This is a genomic window from Aeromonas sp. QDB18 (assembly GCF_027705325.1).
Classification (GTDB): domain Bacteria; phylum Pseudomonadota; class Gammaproteobacteria; order Enterobacterales; family Aeromonadaceae; genus Aeromonas; species Aeromonas caviae.
This window is the reverse complement of the sequence record NZ_JAPDBQ010000001.1, coordinates 86740-105787: the sequence shown is the minus strand read 5'-3', so window position 1 is coordinate 105787 and position 19048 is coordinate 86740. Positions and strand designations below refer to the sequence as shown.

Annotated in this window: 18 protein-coding genes and 1 tRNA gene; 17 read left to right on the top strand and 2 right to left on the bottom strand. The window is 64.6% G+C overall.

The window, feature by feature from the left end:
- Window positions 1–143: 143 nt before the first annotated feature.
- The 16 genes from OKC30_RS00500 (at window position 144) to galE (ending at window position 14324) form a co-directional block, all read left to right on the top strand.
- The gene (locus OKC30_RS00500; RefSeq protein WP_200164032.1) at window positions 144–1088 is read left to right on the top strand and encodes a YbgA family protein; all 945 of its coding nucleotides are present in this window, start codon (window positions 144–146) and stop codon (window positions 1086–1088) included.
- A 63-nt stretch (window positions 1089–1151) separates the two neighbouring features.
- Entirely contained in the window at window positions 1152–2033 is an 882-nt protein-coding gene (locus OKC30_RS00495; protein WP_270661267.1) for a MerR family transcriptional regulator, read from the top strand.
- Window positions 2030–3451: a deoxyribodipyrimidine photo-lyase gene (gene phrB / locus OKC30_RS00490; RefSeq protein ID WP_270809510.1), complete on the top strand. Its 1422-nt coding sequence runs from the start codon at window positions 2030–2032 to the stop codon at window positions 3449–3451. The genes OKC30_RS00495 and phrB overlap by 4 nt, the downstream gene beginning before the upstream one ends.
- A 1-nt stretch (window position 3452) precedes the next feature.
- Entirely contained in the window at window positions 3453–3881 is a 429-nt protein-coding gene (locus tag OKC30_RS00485; RefSeq protein ID WP_042074822.1) for a nuclear transport factor 2 family protein, read from the top strand.
- Window positions 3878–4612, top strand: coding sequence for an SDR family NAD(P)-dependent oxidoreductase (locus OKC30_RS00480; protein ID WP_270661270.1), 735 nt, complete (start codon window positions 3878–3880; stop codon window positions 4610–4612). The genes OKC30_RS00485 and OKC30_RS00480 overlap by 4 nt, the downstream gene beginning before the upstream one ends.
- Window positions 4609–5868, top strand: a complete 1260-nt coding sequence (locus OKC30_RS00475; protein WP_270661272.1) for an NAD(P)/FAD-dependent oxidoreductase — start codon at window positions 4609–4611, stop codon at window positions 5866–5868. Before OKC30_RS00480 ends, OKC30_RS00475 begins: the two co-directional genes overlap by 4 nt.
- Window positions 5865–6602 (top strand): DUF1365 domain-containing protein, encoded by a 738-nt coding sequence (locus tag OKC30_RS00470; protein WP_270661275.1) that lies wholly within the window; start codon window positions 5865–5867, stop codon window positions 6600–6602. The genes OKC30_RS00475 and OKC30_RS00470 overlap by 4 nt, the downstream gene beginning before the upstream one ends.
- Window positions 6602–7858: an SAM-dependent methyltransferase gene (locus OKC30_RS00465; RefSeq protein WP_270809509.1), complete on the top strand. Its 1257-nt coding sequence runs from the start codon at window positions 6602–6604 to the stop codon at window positions 7856–7858. Before OKC30_RS00470 ends, OKC30_RS00465 begins: the two co-directional genes overlap by 1 nt.
- 2 nt (window positions 7859–7860) lie before the next feature.
- A complete protein-coding gene (locus tag OKC30_RS00460) occupies window positions 7861–8340 on the top strand; it encodes a DUF2878 domain-containing protein (RefSeq protein ID WP_202211571.1) in 480 nt (159 codons plus the stop codon).
- Complete coding sequence (locus tag OKC30_RS00455; protein WP_042074816.1) at window positions 8337–8555, top strand: TIGR02450 family Trp-rich protein; 219 nt, start codon at window positions 8337–8339, stop codon at window positions 8553–8555. Before OKC30_RS00460 ends, OKC30_RS00455 begins: the two co-directional genes overlap by 4 nt.
- Window positions 8512–9054, top strand: coding sequence for a chalcone isomerase family protein (locus OKC30_RS00450; protein WP_270661282.1), 543 nt, complete (start codon window positions 8512–8514; stop codon window positions 9052–9054). Before OKC30_RS00455 ends, OKC30_RS00450 begins: the two co-directional genes overlap by 44 nt.
- 11 nt (window positions 9055–9065) lie before the next feature.
- On the top strand, window positions 9066–9608 hold the full coding sequence (locus tag OKC30_RS00445) for a DUF3833 domain-containing protein (RefSeq protein WP_080944204.1): 543 nt from the start codon (window positions 9066–9068) through the stop codon (window positions 9606–9608).
- A 131-nt stretch (window positions 9609–9739) separates the two neighbouring features.
- A complete protein-coding gene (locus tag OKC30_RS00440; RefSeq protein WP_010673329.1) occupies window positions 9740–10207 on the top strand; it encodes a Dps family protein in 468 nt (155 codons plus the stop codon).
- A gap of 236 nt (window positions 10208–10443) precedes the next feature.
- Window positions 10444–12093 (top strand): hydroxylamine reductase, encoded by a 1650-nt coding sequence (gene hcp, locus OKC30_RS00435; RefSeq protein WP_049637030.1) that lies wholly within the window; start codon window positions 10444–10446, stop codon window positions 12091–12093.
- A gap of 100 nt (window positions 12094–12193) precedes the next feature.
- Window positions 12194–13213: a hybrid-cluster NAD(P)-dependent oxidoreductase gene (locus OKC30_RS00430; protein WP_182957401.1), complete on the top strand. Its 1020-nt coding sequence runs from the start codon at window positions 12194–12196 to the stop codon at window positions 13211–13213.
- A gap of 85 nt (window positions 13214–13298) precedes the next feature.
- Complete coding sequence (gene galE, locus OKC30_RS00425) at window positions 13299–14324, top strand: UDP-glucose 4-epimerase GalE (RefSeq protein ID WP_052816338.1); 1026 nt, start codon at window positions 13299–13301, stop codon at window positions 14322–14324.
- A 130-nt stretch (window positions 14325–14454) separates the two neighbouring features.
- Here the strand turns inward: galE and OKC30_RS00420 are convergent, their stop codons facing one another.
- Window positions 14455–15204, bottom strand: a complete 750-nt coding sequence (locus OKC30_RS00420; protein WP_039041345.1) for a DsbA family protein — start codon at window positions 15202–15204, stop codon at window positions 14455–14457.
- 198 nt (window positions 15205–15402) lie between these two features.
- Here OKC30_RS00420 and OKC30_RS00415 point away from each other — a divergent pair.
- A tRNA-Ser gene (locus OKC30_RS00415) sits at window positions 15403–15490 on the top strand.
- 424 nt (window positions 15491–15914) lie between these two features.
- Here OKC30_RS00415 and OKC30_RS00410 read toward each other — a convergent pair.
- Window positions 15915–19043, bottom strand: a complete 3129-nt coding sequence (locus OKC30_RS00410; RefSeq protein WP_270661295.1) for a multidrug efflux RND transporter permease subunit — start codon at window positions 19041–19043, stop codon at window positions 15915–15917.
- Between the last annotated feature and the right edge of the window lie 5 nt (window positions 19044–19048).

Genomic DNA, 19048 nt, shown 5'->3' with positions numbered 1-19048 from the left:
CCATGACTTCGGTCATGGGTTTTTTTTATGGGGGCTGATCCGCCCGCCGCCCCCTGGCCGTATCAGTTCGCAATAGTTATACAGCTTCCAATTTTTTGTATAACTGCTATAACTTACTCAAGGCTTATACAAGGGGCTTCATCATGTACAAGATCAAGGTCGGTATCAGTGCCTGTCTGCTCGGCCAGGAAGTGCGCTTCGACGGTGGACACAAGCGCTCCAGCTTCTGCGAGCGGGATCTCGGCGCCCATTTCGACTATCACCCCGTCTGCCCGGAGATGGCCATCGGCCTCGGCGCCCCCCGTGCCGCCATCCGGCTGGTGAAGCGCCACGGCGAGATCCGCGCCGAGGCGAGCAACGGCAGCTTCGACGTCACCGACAAGCTCATCGCTTTTAGTGAACAGAAGGCGCGCCAGCTCGACTTCATCTCCGGTTATATCCTCTGTGCCAAGTCCCCCAGCTGCGGCATGGAGCGGGTGCGCATCTATGGCGCCAACAACGAGGGCAGCGCCAAGGAGGGGGTCGGCCTGTTCGCCAGGGCGCTGATGGAAGCCAACCCCCTGCTGCCGGTGGAGGAGGACGGCCGACTGTGCGACCCCATATTGCGGGAGAACTTCGTGCTGAGGGTCTTTGCCTATCACGACTGGCAGCAGCTCTGCGCCCGGGGAATCACCGCCTCCGCCCTCATCCGCTTCCATTCGCGCTACAAGTACCTGGTGCTCTCCCATGCCACCAGCCACTACCGCGCCCTGGGTCGGCTGCTCGGCAACCTCGGCAAGGCCAACCTGCAGGAGGTGGCCGACAGCTACATCCAGGGGCTGATGGCGGCGCTGACGATCCGCGCCAACCGCCGCAGCCACACCAATGTGCTGATGCACCTGCAGGGTTACTTCAAGCGGATGCTGACCCCGGCCCAGAAACAGGAGCTGTGCGAGGCCATCGACAAGTACCGTACCGGCGTCTTCCCGCTGCTGGTGCCGCTCACTCTGATCCGCCACTACCTGCGCGAGCACCCCAATCCCTATCTCTCGGATCAGGTCTATCTCAATCCCCATCCCGATACGCTGAAACTGCGTTACGGGCTCTGAACACCCTGTGCAGGCCCCGGCGGATAGCCGGGGTCTCTCCCCCAACCCTTGATGGAAGTCGTTATGTCTGATTTACCCCATGCCCCTTCGCCGGAGGAGGGGATCTACCCCATCCGCGAGGTCTCCCGCCTCACCGGGGTCAACGCCGTCACCCTGCGCGCCTGGCAGCGCCGCTACGGGCTGGTGCAGCCGGCCCGTACCGAGAAGGGGCACCGCCTCTACAGCGAGCAGGACATCCGCCAGATCGGCGAGATCCTGAGCTGGCTGGAGCGGGGGGTGAGCATAGGCCAGGTCAAGGGGCTCCTGAGCGAACCCCAGATCGCGCCGGTGAGCGATCACTGGCAGCAGACCCTGGAGCAGTTTGGTCAGGCGCTGCTCGCCTTCAATCAGCGCAAGGCCGAGGCCGAGCTGAACGACCTGCTGGCGAGCTATCCGTTCGAGCTGGTGCGCAGCCGGGTGCTGCAGCCCCTGGTGGAGCGGCTGCTGGGGCTCTGGCGCGAGCGACCGGATGGCGAGCTGCTGCACCAGGTGTGGCTCGGCTGGCTGCATACCCGCTTCGCCCGCCACCTCATCGAGCAGGAGAAGGGCATCCCCGTCACCCTGGCAAGCTGGGGGCAGGTGGGGCCCCTCGATCTGGTCTGGGCCGCTTATGAGCTCATCGGTCAGGGTTATGAGGTGCAGCTGCTGGGGGCGGTGGAGCCGCGCCATGCCTCCCTGCTGGAGGGACGCGCCACTCCCCCCTGGCTGATCCTGCTGGGAGCCGGGCTCGGCAAGCAGGATCTGGCCGCCGAGTGGCCTGCCGGCACCCGCTTCTTTGGCGAGCTGGGACGCCTCTACGACGAGGAGTGGCGGCAAGCCCGGGACTGGCACGCCACCCTGTCAGAGGTCAGTGCGACTCATCGCACCACCAAGACGAGGGGCAAGGGCGGGAGAAAACCATCATGAGGCTGGTCTGGTTTCGAAACGATCTGCGCCTGGCCGACAACCCGGCCCTGCGGCACGCCTGCGCCGGGGAAGAGCCGGTCGCGGCGCTCTTCATCCTCTCGCCGACCCAGTGGCGGCAGCACAAGCTGGCCCCGGTCCGCCAGCGCTTCATCCTGGCGCAGCTCGATGCGCTGGGCCGCGAGCTGGCGGCCCTCGGCATCCCGCTTCATCTGCTGCGGGTCGAGACCTTTGCCGAGGTGCCGGCGGTGCTGGCTGACTTAAGCCGCGAGCTCGGGGTGAGCGAGCTCTATGCCAACCAGGCCATCGAGATAGACGAGCTGCGCCGCGACCAGGCGGTCACCGCCGCGCTGGGGGAGCAGGGCATGACCAGCCACTGGTTCAACGGCTGCTGCGTGCTGCCGCCTGGGCGGGTGCTGACCGGGTCGGGGGAGATGTTCAAGGTGTTCACTCCCTTCAGCCGCGCCTGGCTCAAGGCCCTCGAGGAGGATGGCTTCGTCATTCACCGGGCCCCGGCGCCGCGCGGTGCGCCTATCCCCTGGTTACCGCTGGCCGAGCGGCCATTTGTCGATGCCGCGCTGGGGGAGCTAACGGCGGACGTCCGCTGGCCGGTGGGGGAGGCCGAGGCGAACCGCCGGTTGTACGCTTTTCTGGATCAGGCGGTGCTGGACTACGGCGAGACCCGGGACTTTCCGGCGCAGGCCGGCACGTCCGTGCTCTCCCCCTATCTGGCGGCGGGCATCATCAGCCCGCGCCAGTGCGTGGGGGCGCTGCAGCAGCGCCTCGGCTACCGGCCCCAGTCGAAGTCGCAGCCCGGTTTTGTCTGGCTCAACGAGCTCATCTGGCGCGAGTTCTACCGCCACCTGCTGGTGCTGATCCCGACCCTCTCCATGAACCGCCCCTTCAAGCCAGAGACGGCGGCCCTGCCCTGGAGCTGGGATCCGGAGGCCTTCGCCGCCTGGTGCGAGGGGCGCACCGGCTACCCCGTGGTCGATGCGGCCATGCGCTGCCTCAACGCCACCGGCTGGATGCACAACCGGCTGCGAATGATAGTGGCGAGCTTCCTCACCAAGGATCTGCACATCCACTGGCGGCTCGGGGAGGACTACTTCATGAGCCGGCTCATCGACGGGGATCTGGCGGCCAACAACGGCGGCTGGCAGTGGGCGGCGGGCACCGGGGCCGATGCGGCACCCTATTTCAGGGTCTTCAACCCCACCACCCAGGGGCAACGATTTGATCCGCAAGGGGAGTTCATTCGTATCTGGGTCAGTGAGCTGGCCGATGTGCCTGCCGCCTATGTGCACGAGCCCCACGACTGGTTGCGGCTCAAGGGGCGGCGGGATTACCCGGCGCCCATGGTGGACCATGCCGTTGCCCGGGTGAAAGCCATCGAGATGTTCCGCGAACTGGAGAAATAACATGGATGAGTCGCTGGCCCGCTTTGTCGCCCTCTATCAGCAGCTGAGCAGCGCAGAGCTGCACCGTCTGCCCGAGGTCTATGGGAAAGAGGTGATCTTCATCGACCCGGCCCACCGCATCGAGGGGCTGGCGGCGCTCACCGACTATTTTGCCGTCCTCTATCGGCGCCTTGCCTACTGCCGCTTCGACATCACCAGCCAGCTGCTGCAGGGGCGCCAGGCCTGGCTCGGCTGGACGATGACCTTCTCCCACCCAAGGTTGCGCGGCGGTGCGCCTGTGACGGTGGAGGGGGCCACCCGCCTCGCATTCGACGAGGAAGGCAAGGTGTGCCTGCACCGGGACTACTTCGATCTCGGGGCCATGCTCTACGAGCAGCTGCCGCTGCTGGGCGCCGTGGTGCGCACCCTCAAGGGGAGGCTAGGCGCATGAGCGGCCGGGTGCTGATCACCGGCGCCACCTCCGGCATCGGCCGCCAGCTGGCGCTGGATTACCGGCGCGCTGGCTGGCAGGTGTGGGGCTGCGGCCGGGACGAGGCGCGCCTGCAGGCTTTGGCGGACGCGGGGATCATCCCCCTGCGGTTCGATGCCCGGGACAGCGCCGCCATGGCCGAGGTCGCCGCCGGTTTGCCCACGCTGGATCTGCTGATCCTCAACGCCGGCAACTGCGAATACATGGACCTGACAGAGGGCTTTGACGGCGCCCTCTTTGCCCGGGTCATCGAGACCAACCTCATCGCCACGGGTCATGCGCTGGCCGCCTTCTTGCCGCTGCTGGGGCCAGGGGCGCGCCTTGCCATCGTCAGCTCCTCGGTGAGCTGGCTGCCGCTGCCCAGGGCCGAGGCCTATGGCGCCTCCAAGGCGGCCCTCGACTACCTGGCCGATACCCTGCGCCTCGAACTGGCGGGCAAGAGGATAGGGGTGACCCTGATCCGCCCCGGCTTCGTGCAGACGCCGCTCACCGACAAGAATGATTTTCCCATGCCCTGCCTGGTGACGGTGGAGCAGGCTGCCCGCGCCATCATGACGGGGCTCGCCGCCGGTCGCCACCAGATCCACTTCCCCCGCCGCTTCACCTGGCTGCTGCGCCTGCTGGGGGCTCTGCCGACGGGGCTCTGGCTGCGCCTCGGCCGCACACTCGTTTCGAAAGGACGCCCTTCATGAAGAAAAAGATCGCCATCGTCGGCTCAGGTATCTCGGGGCTCACCGCCGGCTTCCTGCTCCACAAACTCCATGACATTACCCTGTTCGAGGCGGCGCCGACCCTGGGGGGTCACACCGCCACCGTCGACGTGGAGCTGGGCGGGCGCAGCCATGCCATCGACACAGGCTTCATCGTCTTCAATGACCGCACCTACCCCCACTTCCTGAAATTGCTTGAGCGGATCGGGGTCGGGCGGCAACCGGCCGAGATGAGCTTCTCGGTCAGAAGCCCCGAGGGGCTGGAGTACAACGGCCACAACCTCGACACCCTGTTCGCCCAGCGCAGCAACCTGTTGAGCCCGCGCTTCTACCGCTTCGTCGCCGAGATCCTGCGCTTCAACCGGGAGGCTCGGGCCTGGCTTGCACAGCACCGGCAGCAGGAGGCGGAGCCCGGACTGACTCTGGGGGCCTTCCTGCAGGCGGGCGGTTTCAGCGACTACTTCGCCCGCCACTACATCCTGCCCATGGGGGCGGCCATCTGGTCATCGACGCTGGCGGACATGCGGGCCTTCCCCCTCGGCTTCTTCCTGCGCTTCTTCGCCAACCACGGCTTGCTGGAGGTGGCCAACCGGCCCCAGTGGTACGTCATTCCCGGCGGCTCGCGGGAATACATAGGGCCGCTCACGGCGGGCTGGCTGCCGCGGATCCGCCTCGCCTGCCCGGTGCTGGGGATCCGCCGGGGGGCGGACGGGGTCCTGCTCCAGAGCAGTTATGGCGAGGAGCGGTTCGACGAGGTGATCCTCGCCTGCCACAGCGATCAGGCGCTGGCCCTGCTGACGGATGCGAGCGAAGGAGAGCGGGCCATCCTCGGCGCCATGCCCTACCAGGCCAACGACGTCTGGCTGCACACGGATGCGGGCTGCCTGCCCGTGCGCCGCAAGGCCTGGGCCAGCTGGAACTATCGGCTCGGCGAGGATGACGGGGCGCGCCCCCTGGTGACTTACAACATGAACATACTGCAGGGGCTGAGCTCGCCGCAGCCCTTCTGCGTCAGCCTCAATCCAGAGGGGCGGGTGGATGAGCGCAAGGTGCTGCGCCGCTTCGTCTATCACCACCCCGTATTCAATCAGGGCTCCATCGCCGCCCAGGGCCGACGCGCCGAGATCTGCGGCCGGCAGCATACCCACTTCTGCGGTGCCTACTGGTACAACGGCTTTCACGAGGACGGGGTGCGCAGCGCCCTGGACGTGGCCAGCCGCTTCGGGGCCCGCCTGTGAACGCCGCCATCAGCGCCATCTGGCAGGGCTCGGTGCGCCACCGCCGCTTCGCGCCGCGTCCCCACGCCTTCTCCTACAGCCTCTTCATGCTGGGGCTGGATCTGGACGAACTGCCCGGGCTTGAGCAGGGGCGCTGGTTCGCCGTGGAGCGGGCGGGGCTGCTCGCCTTTCGCCGCGACGACTACCTGAGAGGCAGCGAGGGGCCCCTCAAGCAGGCGGTGTGGGACAAGGTGGCCGAACTGGGTGGCGATGCCGAACCCGGGGGGCGGGTACTGCTGCTCGGCAACGTGCGCTGCCTCAGCTTCTACTTCAGCCCGGTCAACTTCTACTTCTGCGAGCGGCAGGGGGAAGCCCGCTACCTGCTGGCCGAGGTGTCGAACACCCCCTGGAACCAGCGCCACTACTACCTGCTGGATCTGGCGGCGCTCGCCCCCCACGACAAGGATTTTCACGTCTCCCCCTTCATGGGGCTGGCCATGCGCTACCACTGGCGCATCCGGCCGCCGAAGGAGGAGGCATTGATCCACATCGAGAGCCATCCCGTATCCGGTGAGGCCAAGCTGTTCGACGCCACCCTGGCCCTGCGCCGGGCACCGCTGTCGCGCAGGGGGCTGGCGGCGCTGCTGGCCCGCTGGCCCTGGATGACCATGAGGGTGCTGCTCGGGATCTACTGGCAGGCCTTGCGCCTTTTTATCAAACGAACGCCCATCTTCACCCACCCGGAGAGCCGCTAATGGAACTTGCTCAATCAACTCTCTCTGCCTCTTTCATCGACAAGGGGGTCAGACAATTGCTGCTCAGGCTGCTGGGGCGCCTCGAACATGGCCAGCTGCTGCTGCGCGATGGCGGCGAGCGTCACAGCTTCGGCGCCGCGGGCAGCGACCTGCACGCCGAGCTGGTGGTGCTGGATCCGGCCTTCTATCGCCGCCTGCTGCAGGGGGGCAGCATCGCCGCCGGGGAAACCTGGGTGGAAGGGCTCTGGACCAGCCCGGATCCGGTGGCCCTGGTGCGGTTGCTGGCCAGGAACCTGGCGCTGCTCGACAGCCTGGAGCGGCGCCTCGGCTGGCTCAGCTTCCCGTTCAACAAGGTGCGTCACTGGCTCAATCGCAATACCCTGACCGGGTCGAGATCCAACATCGCCGCCCACTACGATCTCGGCAACGCCCTCTATCAGGGCTTTCTCGACAGCCACATGCAGTATTCGAGCGCCATCTACCCGAGTGCCGATGCCAGTCTCGAGGAGGGGCAGCAGGCCAAGCTGCGCACCATCTGCGAACGGCTGGCGCTCGGGCCTGACGATCATCTGCTGGAGATAGGCACCGGCTGGGGTGGCCTCGTCGTCTATGCCGCCCGTCACCATGGCTGCCGGGTCACCACCACCACCATCTCCCGGGCCCAGCACGACTACGCCAAGGCGTGGATCGAGCGGGAGGGGCTGGAGGATCGCATCACCTTGCTGCTGGAGGATTACCGCAAGCTGGAGGGCACCTACGACAAGCTGGTCTCCATCGAGATGATCGAGGCGGTGGGGCACGCCTTTCTGCCCGATTATTTCCGCCAGCTGTCACGCCTGCTCAAGCCCGGCGGTCGTCTGCTGATCCAGGCCATCACCATCGCCGATCAGCGCCACCCCCAGTATCTGCGCGGGGTGGACTTCATCCAGCGCTACATCTTCCCGGGTGGCTGCCTGCCCTGCGTCTCCCAGATGGCGGGGCTGCTGGCGCGGGAGACCGACATGCAGCTGGTGCGGCTGCACGATCACGGCCATCACTATGCCCGTACCCTGGCCCACTGGTGCGAGCGCTTCCTGGCGTTGGCCCCCGAGCTGCCGAGGCTCGGCTACAGCCAGGATTTCATCCGGCTGTGGCACTTCTACTTCGCCTATTGCGAAGGGGGCTTCTGGGAGCGGGCCATCAGCCTGGTGCAGCTGGAGGCGGCCAAGCCGGGCCCCCATGGCTGGGCGGGAGACCTGCCGGTAAGCGGTCACTGACCATGTGGCAGTGGGCCCACCTGCTGGGATTCAACCTCTACTGGGTGCTGGCGGTGAAATGGCAGCAACCGGGCCCGCTGCTGGCGCTGTTGCTGCTCCATTTTCTCTTCTCCCCCCGCCGCCGGCAGGACTGGCGGCTCATTCCCGTCGCCCTGGCTGGCTGCCTGCTCGACGGCCTGCTCTGGTGGCTCGGCCTGTTTCACTTTTCGTCCGTTTTTCCGCTCTGGCTGGTGCTGCTCTGGTGCGGTTTTGCCCTGACCCTCTCCCACGGCCTGCGCTGGCTGCGGCCCCTGCCGCGCTGGCAGCAGGGGTTGTTCGGCATGCTGGGGGGCGCCTCCTCCTATGTGGCGGGGGCTGCCATGGGGGCAGTAAACTTACCCTGGGGCATCTGGATCAGCACGGCACTGCTGGCGGTGATCTGGATGTGGTGGTTACCCGTACTCCTGTGGGTAACGGTCAAGCTGGAGGGTGATGCGAGATGAACACCTTTTCGACCGACGCCTTGTTGTTTTCCAAGTGGACCAGGGATGGCCAGTGCGAGCTGGCCGAGCGTTTCTATCTGGTGGTGGCCTGCCAGCGGGACGCCCAGGGCCACCTGGCGAGCGTGGTGATGCAGGATATCAATACCCTGCAGGAACAGGAGATGGACTGGCATGAACTGGAGGATCCCGCCCGTTGGCACATGGGGTGGAACTAGCCTGCTGCTGGCGGCCTTGAGCCTGCCGCTGTCTGTGACCGCCCAGACCTTAGCCACACCCTGGCAGGGACTGCGCACCGTGGGGCAGGGGGAGATGCGCTGGCTCTGGTTCAAGCTCTATGACGCCACCCTCTACAGCGAGAGCGGCCGCTATCAGCCGGGGCGCTACCCGCAGGCCCTCAGCATTACCTACGCGAGGGCCATCGAGCGCCAGGATTTGCTGGAGGCGACCGCCGCCGAGTGGCAGCGGCTCGGCCTTGGCAGCGAGAGTGAGCGCCAACGCTGGCTGGCTCGACTGGCCACGCTCTGGCCGGATGTCGCCCCCGGCGACAAGCTGGTTTTTTATGTGGACAAGCAAGGCACGGGCCACTTCTGGTTGCGAGATCGCCTCCTTGGCTCTCTCGATGATCCCGCCTTCGCCCCCGCGTTTCTTGCTATCTGGCTGACTGACGACAGCCGGGATCCCGCTCTGACCCGCCGCCTGCGCGGCCAATCCTGATGGAGTATTCCATGAAATTCTCTTCCTGGTGGCGTCTTGCCTGGTTGCTGCCCCTGCTGTGGCTCTCTGGTTGCGGCGCGGGTCTTGACGATTATCGCGGCTCCCGGCCGGGTTGGGATCTCGCCCGTTTCTTCAATGGCAAGCTGGTGGCCCACGGCCTGGTGACGGACCGCAGCGGCGAAGTGACCAGTCGCTTTCGGGTCGAGATGCAGGGGAACTGGCGAGAGGGCAAGGGAGAGCTGTTCGAGCAGTTCTACTTCGATGATGGCCGTCGGCAGACCCGCACCTGGTTTTTGAGCAAGGGGGCGGATGGCCACTGGCGCGGCACGGCTTCAGACGTGGTGGGGGAGGCGGTAGGCAAGACAGAGGGCTTTGCCCTCAACTGGCGTTATCAACTCGATCTGGCTCTGCCGGATGAGAGCGTGGTGAGGGTGAGCTTTGATGACTGGATGTATCTGCTGGACGACGACCGCCTGATCAACCGCGCGAAGATCAGCAAGTTCGGCATTCATCTCGGCGAGGTGATCCTCTATATCGAACGGCTTGAGCAATGAAAGCCGGTGCATTTTTTTGCCGACGATAGCCATTGGCTATTGATCGGCAAGGTACGGGCGATTGTCTTTTGAGTCTGCTTCTGGATAAGCTGACTCCGTTCCCGATAATGCTTACCACCTGGAGGTGAATCATGAAGAGCCCCATTGGTCTTGATACCGTTCAATCACAAGCCCTGGCCGCCGAGCTCAACAAGCTGCTGGCCAGCTACCAGATCCTCTACATGAACGTCCGTGGCTTCCACTGGAACATCCGCGGCAACCAGTTCTTCGAGCTGCACCTGAAATTCGAAGAGATCTACAACGACCTGCTGCTGAAAGTCGATGCCCTGGCCGAACGCATTCTGACCCTGGATGGGGTGCCCCTGCACAGCTTCAGCGACTACATCCAGGTGTCCGCCATCCCCGAGCAGAAGGGGTTGCATGACGGTCGTGCCTGCGTGGAATCCCTGCTGGCGAGCTTCCGCGAACTGCTGGTTGCCCAGCGCCGCATCCTGGGTCAGGCCGCCGATGCCGGTGATGAAGGGACTGCGTCCATCCTCTCCGACTATGTGCAGCAGCAGGAAAAACTGGTCTGGATGCTGCGCGCCTATCTGGCCTGATGAACCTGGGGCCGGCTGCCCATGCTCCGGCCCGTATCATTGCCCCTGTTGTTGCAAACCCGAGTTGTCTCTCCTTGATTTTCCACCCGCTTGCCGCCCGATTTGGGCGGCTTTTTTCTATTTGATCTGCATCAATGAAATGTTAATTGGTAAATTGAATGCCTATTAAGTTTTCCAGGAGGGGAATAGAATCGCCACAAAACAGATAACTGAAATGTCCAATTAGGAGAGACATGATGTTTTGTGTGCAATGTGAACAGACTATTCGTACCCCGGCAGGCAACGGCTGCGCCTATGCACAAGGCATGTGCGGCAAGACGGCTGAAACTTCTGATCTGCAGGATGTGCTGATCTATACCCTGCAAGGGCTCAGCGCCTGGGCCCTGGCGGCCCGCGAGCACGGCATCGTCGACAGCGAAATAGACGCTTTCGTGCCCAAGGCGTTCTTTGCCACCCTCACCAACGTCAACTTCGACTCCGCTCGCATCGTCGCCTACGTCAACCAGGCGCTGGCCTATCGCCAGCAACTGGCCGCCAAGCTGGCACCGCTGGCGGTGCAGGCCGACACACTGCCCGCCGCGGCCAGCTTCGAGCCGGGTGCCGATCTGCTGGCCCAGCTTGCCCAGGCGCCGCAGACCGCGGTCAACCGGGGCAAGAACGACGTCAACGAAGACATCATGGGGCTGCGCCTGCTCTGCCTCTACGGCCTCAAGGGGGCCGCCGCCTACATGGAACACGCCCGGGTGCTGGATCAGCAGGATGCCGGGGTCGCCGCCGAATTCCATCGCATCATGAGTTGGCTCGGCACGGATCCCTGCGATCTGGATCCCCTGTTCAAGTGCGCCATGGATATTGGCCTGCTGAACTTCAAGATCATGGAGATGCTGGATCTCGGTGAAACCACCGCCTTCGGCCACCCCGAGCCGACCCAGGTACGCGTCACTCCGGTACCGGGCAAGTGCATTCTGGTCTCCGGTCACGACATGGTGGATCTCAAGCTCATCCTGGAGCAGACCAGGGGCACTGGCATCAACGTCTACACCCATGGCGAGATGCTGCCGGCCCTGGCCTACCCCTTCTTCAAGCAGTACCCGCACCTGGTGGGCAACTACGGCTCCGCCTGGCAGAACCAGCAGAAGGAGTTTGCCAACTTCCCGGGCGCCGTGGTGATGACCTCCAACTGCATCATCGACCCGAACGTGGGCAACTACAGCGATCGCATCTTCACCCGCTCCATCGTCGGCTGGCCCGGTGTGACCCACCTGGAAGGGGAAGATTTCTCCGCCGTTATCGCCAAGGCACAAGCGCTGGAAGGCTTCAAGCACGTTGAGCTCGAGCACTTCATCACCATCGGTTTTGCCCGCAACGCCCTGATGCAGGCCGCTCCCGCAGTGATCGACAAGGTCAAGGCTGGCGAAATCAGCCACTTCTTCCTGGTGGGGGGATGTGACGGCGACCGTGCCGAGCGCGCCTACTACACCGAGTTTGCCAAGGCGATCCCGCAGGACAGCCTGCTGCTGACCCTGGGCTGCGGCAAGTACAAGTTCAACAAGCTCGATTTCGGCGACATCGGCGGCATTCCGCGCCTGCTGGACGTGGGTCAGTGCAATGATGCCTACTCCGCCATCCAGCTGGCCCTGGCGCTCGCCGACGCGTTCGAGTGCGGCGTCAACGATCTGCCGCTGACCCTGGTGCTCTCCTGGTTCGAGCAAAAAGCCATCGTCATTTTGCTCACCCTGCTGGCGCTCGGCGTGAAGGACATCCGCACCGGCCCGACCGCCCCGGCCTTCCTCACCCCGGCCCTGCTCAAGGTGCTGGAGGAGCAGTTTGGCCTGAAAGGCACCACCACGGCAGACGCGGATCTCGCCGAGATCCTGGCGGCCTGAGCAAAGACACAGCCTTACACGCTCAGCATGTTGTAAGCCTTTGGCGAGCCTGATGGCTCGCCTTTTTTCAACGCTATTTCCGAGCAAGAGGAGCCTTGCGATGACCTCCACCTCTTTGAGCCTGCGCTGTATAGCCCGCCGGGCAGAGACCCACGACGTGGCGAGCTGGCAATTTGAACCCCTGGCTGGCGACCTGCCCTCCGTGCTGGCCGGCCAGTGCGTCACCCTGCACACGATGATTGACGGCCAGCCTCACTGCCGCGCCTACACCCTCTCCTCCAGCCCGCAGGATCCTTTCTGGCAGGTCACCATCAAGGATGTGGGGCTGGTCTCTCACCATCTGCACCAGAGCCTGCAAGTGGGGGACGAGATCCGGGTAGACGGCCCCTTCGGCGATTTCCACCTGACCGCTTTGCCCTGCGAGCGGCCGCTGCTGCTCAGCGCCGGTTCCGGCATCACCCCCATGTGGGCCATGCTGCGGGACGAGCTGGCCAAACGGCCGGATGCAGACATTCGCTTTATTCACAGCGCCAGAACCCCCGGGGATGTGATCTTCGCAAGGGAACTGGCTTCGCTGGCCGAGGCTCATGCCGGTGTGCGCCATGCTTTAGTGCTGGAGAAAGTAGGGGAAGAGGCGCCAACGGCTCATCCCTGGGTTGGCCGGCTCACACCGGACATGTTGAGGGAACTGGCGCCAGACCTGCTGGCGCGCCACGTCTATCTGTGCGGGCCTGCCCCCTACATGACCGCAGTCTGCACCATGCTGGCGGAGCTGGGACTGCCGGCAGCGCAGTTGCACCAGGAGTCGTTCGGCCTGCCTGCTGGAACATCGAGTGCGGCGCCAGTTGCGGCCGGCAGCGACCACTTCTGGCTGACCCTCAAAAAGAGCGACAAGAAGGTGAAGATCCTGCCGGGTCAGACCCTGCTGGCGGCACTGGAGGGGGCGGGGGAGACCATGATGGCCGCTTGCCGCGCCGGGGTGTGCGGCGCCTGTCGCTGCACCACGGAAGGCGAAATCGAGCGCCAGAGCGTGATGACCCTGAGCGCGCAGGACCTCGAGAACGGGGTGGCGCTGGCCTGTTCCTGCACCGCCAGAGGGGATGTGAGTCTGGAGTACTGACGGGCGTCATTGGTATCCCGAGCTTTTCTCGGGCGGGTCGTGCGGGTAGACTCAACCCCAGTTTCAGCAAAGTACGGGATAAAAAATGACAATTCTGGTGACGGGGGGAGCCGGTTACATCGGTTCCCACACCCTGGTCGAGCTGCTTGGTACCGGGCAGCAGGTCGTAGTACTGGACAACCTCTCCAACGCTTCCCCCGAATCGCTCAAACGGGTCGAGCGGATCACCGGCAAGCCGGTCACCTTCGTGGAAGGGGACATTCTGGACAGAGCCTGCCTGCAGCGGCTGTTTGCCGAGCACAGGATAGTATCCGTGATCCACTTCGCCGGCCTCAAGGCGGTGGGGGAATCCGGCCAGATCCCGCTCACCTACTATCAGAACAACGTGACCGGCACCCTGGTGCTGTGCGAAGAGATGGCCAGGGCCGGCGTGTTCCGGCTGGTGTTCAGCTCCTCGGCCACCGTTTATGGGGATCCGGCCTCGGTACCCCTGCGGGAAGATTTCCCCACCAGCGCCACCAACCCCTATGGCCGCTCCAAGCTGATGGTCGAAGAGATCCTGCGTGACCTCTCCAAATCAGATCCCCGCTGGGCCATCGTGCTGCTGCGCTACTTCAACCCGGTGGGTGCTCACGAGAGCGGCCTCATCGGTGAAGATCCCAACGGCATCCCCAACAACCTGCTGCCTTACATCAGTCAGGTCGGCGTGGGCAAGCTCAAGGAGCTGGGGGTCTTTGGCAACGACTATCCGACCCCGGACGGCACCGGGGTGCGCGACTATATCCACGTGGTGGATCTCGCCATCGGTCACCTCAAAGCATTGGCCCGCATCAAGAGTGATACCGGCGTCTTCACCTATAACCTTGGCACCGGTCAGGGCTATTCCGTGCTGGAGATGGTCAAGGCGTTCGAGGCAGCCAGTGGCCGTGCCATTCCCTACCAGATCAAGCCCCGTCGCCCCGGCGACATTGCCGAGTGCTGGGCTGAACCGGCCCTGGCCCGTGACGAGCTGGGCTGGCAGGCCGAGCGGGGGCTGGAGCAGATGATGATCGATACCTGGCGCTGGCAAAGCCAGAACCCGAACGGTTATGGCCCTGCTGCGAAGCCGTGATCAAGGGTCATGCGCTGCTCTTCGCCTTGCTGACAGCTTCTCGCGACGACCCATCAGGCCTGATGGTTTGCAGCCTGAATAGCAAAACGCCCCGGCATGCCGGGGCGTTTTTTCATGCACAACGCGCGGGTTACTGAATGCTCTTGCCGGCGCGGACATCCTTGATGATAGCCTTGAGGCTGGCCAGATCCCGCGGTGCGCCGCGCAGGATCTGATCGCCGATGATAAAGGCCGGGGTACCGGAAATGGCCATGGCTTCGGCCAGCGCCCGGTTGGTACCCAGATTCTGATCGATGCTGCCGTCCTTGATCTTCGCCTCGACCTTGCTCCAGTCCACGCCGGCGGCCCTGGCGACGTCTTTCACCTGGGCTTCGTCGGAAAGGGGTCCCTGATGGGCGTACAGCTTGTCGTGGAAGGCCTGGTATTTGTCGGGCTGGCCGAGCTTCACCGCCAGCGCCGCGCGGGCGGCGTAGTAGGAAGTTTCGCTCAGGATGGGGAACTGCTTGTAGATGTAGCGGATCTCCTTGTCCTCAGAGAGCAGTTGCTGAATGAGGGGATGAGCGCGCTTGCAGTAGCCGCAGTTGTAGTCGAAGAACTCCACCACCGTCAGGCTGCCCTTGGGATTGCCGCTCTCGGGATCCTGGTTGGCGAAGAGCTGCTTGGCATGGGCTTCTATCAGCGTCTTGTCGTTCTCGGCCTGCTGGCTCTCCTGCTTGGCACGCAGGGCGTTGGACATCTCGACCAGGATCTCCGGATTCTTGACCAGATAGTCGCGCACGATCTGCTCGACATCGCTCTTGGTCAGCTCGCTCGCCTGCACGGGCGCCGCAAGCAGGGTCGCGCCGGTCAGGGCGGCGAACAGGGCATGTTTGATTCTCATAAGTCCATCTTGCTGGGGATGTGGTAGTGGCCCCTATAGTGGGTGAGTCTGTTTTCAAGTCAAGCCATCCGCTTGAAAAAGCACGGTTTGCAGCGGTTTTGCCGGTTTTGTGCGCCAGATAGCCCAATAAATGGGCAAACAAACGGAGTGGGGATTTACAAGGGCTGGGGGCATGGGTAATATGCGTCGCACTGCTGCGGAGGGGTGGCAGAGCGGCTGAATGCACCGGTCTTGAAAACCGGCGATGGGCGACCATCCGTGGGTTCAAATCCCACCTCCTCCGCCATCTATATAGCCCAACTGATTTATTCAGTTGGGCTTTTTCGTATTCGCGCACCTACATGCAGGTGCCATTGAGTGACAACCTGAGCGGGGCTCTCCCACCCGTCAGTTCCTTCAATGGTGGCCAACAAGATGCGGACGAGCACGGCCAGGCTGCCCGTCAGTCCGGTGGATGTCTGGCTCGAACGCCGAGCCTGTCTCTTTCACGGTCTCGATGGCCTCTGTTGTCTGAACGCTGTCATTGTCTGGGCCGTTAGATTGCTGCCGCCAGTGACGATAATCCCGCCTCCCGTGCTCTCCTGCCAGCCCATGCCTTCTCACCTTGGCTGCCACCACAGCGCCCGTGATGACACTGGAAGTGAGGGCTGAGAGCCACTCCCTGCAGCCCCCTGCCGGCATTGCCGAGCGCCAGACATCAGGGGGCAACATCATGACGCTCTCCGCTGCGTGGCTCGTCTGGCCCTCCAGGCCTGAATGCGCGTCTGGGTGCCGATGACGAAGACAAAAAAGACCGGCACGAAGAAGATGGCCAGCAGGGTGCCGCTGATCATGCCGCCGAACACGCCGGTGCCGATGGCATGCTGGGTCTCCGCGCTGGCACCGCTGGCGAGCATCAGCGGCACCACGCCAAGGGTGAAGGCGAGCGATGTCATCAGGATGGGGCGCAGACGCAGGCGTGCGGCGGTCACCGCAGCGTCAAGCAGCGAGCGTCCTTCGCCGTGCAACTGGCGGGCAAACTCCACGATGAGGATGGCGTTCTTGGCCGACAGACCGATGATGGTGATCATGCCCACCTTGAAGAAGACGTCGTTGGGCATGCCGCGCAGCATCACCGCCGCCACGGCGCCGAGCAGGCCCAGGGGGACCACCAGCATCACGGAGAGCGGAATGGACCAGCTCTCGTAGAGCGCGGCCAACACCAGGAAGACCACCAGCCCCGACAGCAGCATCAGCAGGGGGGCCTCGGCCGCCGACTGGCGCTCCTGCAGCGACTGTCCCGTCCAGGCCAGGGCGAAGCCTGGCGGCAATTGCGCCACCAGGCGATCCATTTCCGCCATCGCGGCGCCACTGGACACCCCGGGGGCGGCACTCCCGGAGAGACGCACGGCGGGGAAGCCCTCGAAGCGCATCATCTGTTGCGGCGACTGGCGCCAGGTCGGCGTCACCACCTCCCGCAGGGGCACCATGCCGCCGCTGGCATTGCGCACCCGCAGGCCGAGTACGTCATCGAGCTGCATGCGCGCCGACGCGTCGGCCTGCAGGATGACCTGCTGCATGTGCCCGCCGTTGGGGAAATCGTTGATGTAGAGCGACCCCATCGCCGCCGACAGGGTGCTGCTCACGCTGGTGAACGAGAGTCCCATGGCCTCGGCCTTCTGCCGGTTGATCTCGAGGTGAATGCTCTCGCCGGGGGGCAGGCTGTCGGGATAGACATCGCTCACCACTTCGCTTTGGGCCGCCAGTGCCAGCAGTTGCGCCTGGGCGGCCAGCAGCGCGGCCTCCCCCTGGTTGGCCCTGTCTTGCAGGAAGAGCGTGAAACCCGAAGAGGTGCCCAGTTCGTCGATGGCGGGCGGCAGCAGGCTCATCACGGTGCCTTCCTTGCTGTTGGCCATGGCGGCCTGTGCCAGCTCAGCCTCTTCGGCAGCCGTGGCACCATGGCGCAGGTCCCACTCTTTGAGCATGGTGAAGGCCATGGCCGCATTGGGGCCGGCGCCGGAGAAGCTGAAGCCTTGCACCACCAGATTGGTGTCGAGCGCCTCGCGAGAGGCCACATGGGCCTCGAACTCCTTGATGACGGCCAGGGTGCGCTCGCTGGTGGCACCGGTCGGCAACTGGATGGAGGTCATGAAGTAGCCCTGATCCTCGTCCGGCAGAAAGGAGGAGGGCAGCTGGGTGGCCGCAATGGCCAGCACGGCGCAGAGGGCGGCGAAGGTGACCATCATGCGTCCGCTGCGCCCGACTAGCCGGGTGACCCGAACGCTGTAGCCTGTGGTGAGCCGCTCTACGCCCCGGTTGAAGGCGCCGAAGAAACCGCGCTTCTCATGGTGATCCGGGCTGACCGGACGCAGCAAGGTGGCGCAGAGTGCGGGTGTCAGGGTCAGGGCGAGGAAGGCGGAAATCAGGATCGACACCGCCATCGACAGGGTGAACTGCTGATAGATGACCCCCACGGAGCCGCTGCCGAACGCCATGGGGATGAACACCGCCGTGAGCACCAGGGTGATGCCGATCACCGCCCCGGTGATCTCCTTCATGGCCCGCGATGTCGCCTCCCTGGGCGATAGCCCCTGGGTGGCCATCAGGCGTTCGACGTTCTCCACCACCACGATGGCGTCGTCGACGATGATACCGATGGCCAGCACCATGCCGAACATGGTCAGGGAGTTGATGGAAAAGCCGGCCAGCAGCATCACCGCGAAGGTGCCGAGCAGGGCGATGGGGGCGACGATGGCCGGGATCAGGGTGTAGCGCAGGTTCTGCAGGAAGAGAAACATCACCAGGAACACCAGCACCATGGCTTCCAGCAGGGTGTGGATCACCTTGTCGATGGAGACCTTGACGAAGGGGGCCGAGTCAAAGGGGATCGAATAGGCCATGCCCGCCGGCAGAGTGGGGGCAAGCTGGGCAAGACGAGTGCGCACCGCATCGGCGGTGCGCACGGCGTTGGCGCCGGGGGAGAGCTGGATGGCGGCGCTGGTGGCAGCCACCCCGTTCTCGCGGTTGGAAAAGGCGTAGGATTGCGCCCCCAGCTCGACCCGGGCCACGTCACCCAGCACCAGCTTGGCGCCATCACTACCGGCCCGCAGCACGATGGCGGCGAACGCCTCGGGAGTGGTCAGCTGCCCCTGTACCGTGAGGGGAACCGTCAGTCGCTGACCAGGCAGGGCGGGTTCGTCGCCGAGGCGCCCCGGTGCAATCTGCACGTTCTGCTGCTCGATGGCCTGCGCCACCTCGCTGATGGTCAACCCGTAGGCGGCGAGCTTGCCCGGATCCACCCAGATGCGCATGGCCTGCTCGGCGCCGAACAGCTGCACTCGCCCCACGCCGTCGATGCGGCGCAGCTCCTGCACGATATTGCGCGCCATGTAGTCGTTCAGCGCGACCTCATCGAAGCGGCCATCCGGTGAAGTCATGCCGACCATCATCAGAAAGCCGGACGAGGCGGATTCCACCTGCAGGCCGGTTTGCCGCACCGTCTGTGGCAAGCGAGGCTCGACCGCCTTGATGCGGTTTTGCACGTCCATCTGGGCCAGCTCCGGATCGGTGCCCGGCTTGAAGGTGGCGGTGATCTGCGCGCTGCCGGAGGCATCTACCGATGACTCGAAGTAGAGCAGGTTCTTGACCCCCGACAGCTCGCGCTCGATCAGGCTCACCACCGCATCGTTCAGGGTCTGCGGCGTGGCGCCCGGATAGGTGGCATAGAGGGTCACCGACACCGGCGCCACCGAGGGATAGCGGGAGATGGGCAGCTTGGGGATGGCGATGACCCCCGCCAGCACGATGAAGAGGGCGATCACCCAGGCAAACACCGGGCGATGAATGAAAAACTGCGGCATGAAAT

Bases quoted from the DNA above. Each gene is read 5' to 3' on its own strand.
- OKC30_RS00500 (WP_200164032.1), top strand. From the start codon at position 144: ATGTACAAGATCAAGGTCGGTATCAGTGCCTGTCTGCTCGGCCAGGAA.
- OKC30_RS00495 (WP_270661267.1), top strand. From the start codon at position 1,152: ATGTCTGATTTACCCCATGCCCCTTCGCCGGAGGAGGGGATCTACCCC.
- phrB (WP_270809510.1), top strand. From the start codon at position 2,030: ATGAGGCTGGTCTGGTTTCGAAACGATCTGCGCCTGGCCGACAACCCG.
- OKC30_RS00485 (WP_042074822.1), top strand. From the start codon at position 3,453: ATGGATGAGTCGCTGGCCCGCTTTGTCGCCCTCTATCAGCAGCTGAGC.
- OKC30_RS00480 (WP_270661270.1), top strand. From the start codon at position 3,878: ATGAGCGGCCGGGTGCTGATCACCGGCGCCACCTCCGGCATCGGCCGC.
- OKC30_RS00475 (WP_270661272.1), top strand. From the start codon at position 4,609: ATGAAGAAAAAGATCGCCATCGTCGGCTCAGGTATCTCGGGGCTCACC.
- OKC30_RS00465 (WP_270809509.1), top strand. From the start codon at position 6,602: ATGGAACTTGCTCAATCAACTCTCTCTGCCTCTTTCATCGACAAGGGG.
- OKC30_RS00460 (WP_202211571.1), top strand. From the start codon at position 7,861: ATGTGGCAGTGGGCCCACCTGCTGGGATTCAACCTCTACTGGGTGCTG.
- OKC30_RS00455 (WP_042074816.1), top strand. From the start codon at position 8,337: ATGAACACCTTTTCGACCGACGCCTTGTTGTTTTCCAAGTGGACCAGG.
- OKC30_RS00450 (WP_270661282.1), top strand. From the start codon at position 8,512: ATGAACTGGAGGATCCCGCCCGTTGGCACATGGGGTGGAACTAGCCTG.
- OKC30_RS00445 (WP_080944204.1), top strand. From the start codon at position 9,066: ATGAAATTCTCTTCCTGGTGGCGTCTTGCCTGGTTGCTGCCCCTGCTG.
- OKC30_RS00440 (WP_010673329.1), top strand. From the start codon at position 9,740: ATGAAGAGCCCCATTGGTCTTGATACCGTTCAATCACAAGCCCTGGCC.
- hcp (WP_049637030.1), top strand. From the start codon at position 10,444: ATGTTTTGTGTGCAATGTGAACAGACTATTCGTACCCCGGCAGGCAAC.
- OKC30_RS00430 (WP_182957401.1), top strand. From the start codon at position 12,194: ATGACCTCCACCTCTTTGAGCCTGCGCTGTATAGCCCGCCGGGCAGAG.
- galE (WP_052816338.1), top strand. From the start codon at position 13,299: ATGACAATTCTGGTGACGGGGGGAGCCGGTTACATCGGTTCCCACACC.
- OKC30_RS00420 (WP_039041345.1), bottom strand. From the start codon at position 15,204: ATGAGAATCAAACATGCCCTGTTCGCCGCCCTGACCGGCGCGACCCTG.
- OKC30_RS00410 (WP_270661295.1), bottom strand. From the start codon at position 19,043: ATGCCGCAGTTTTTCATTCATCGCCCGGTGTTTGCCTGGGTGATCGCC.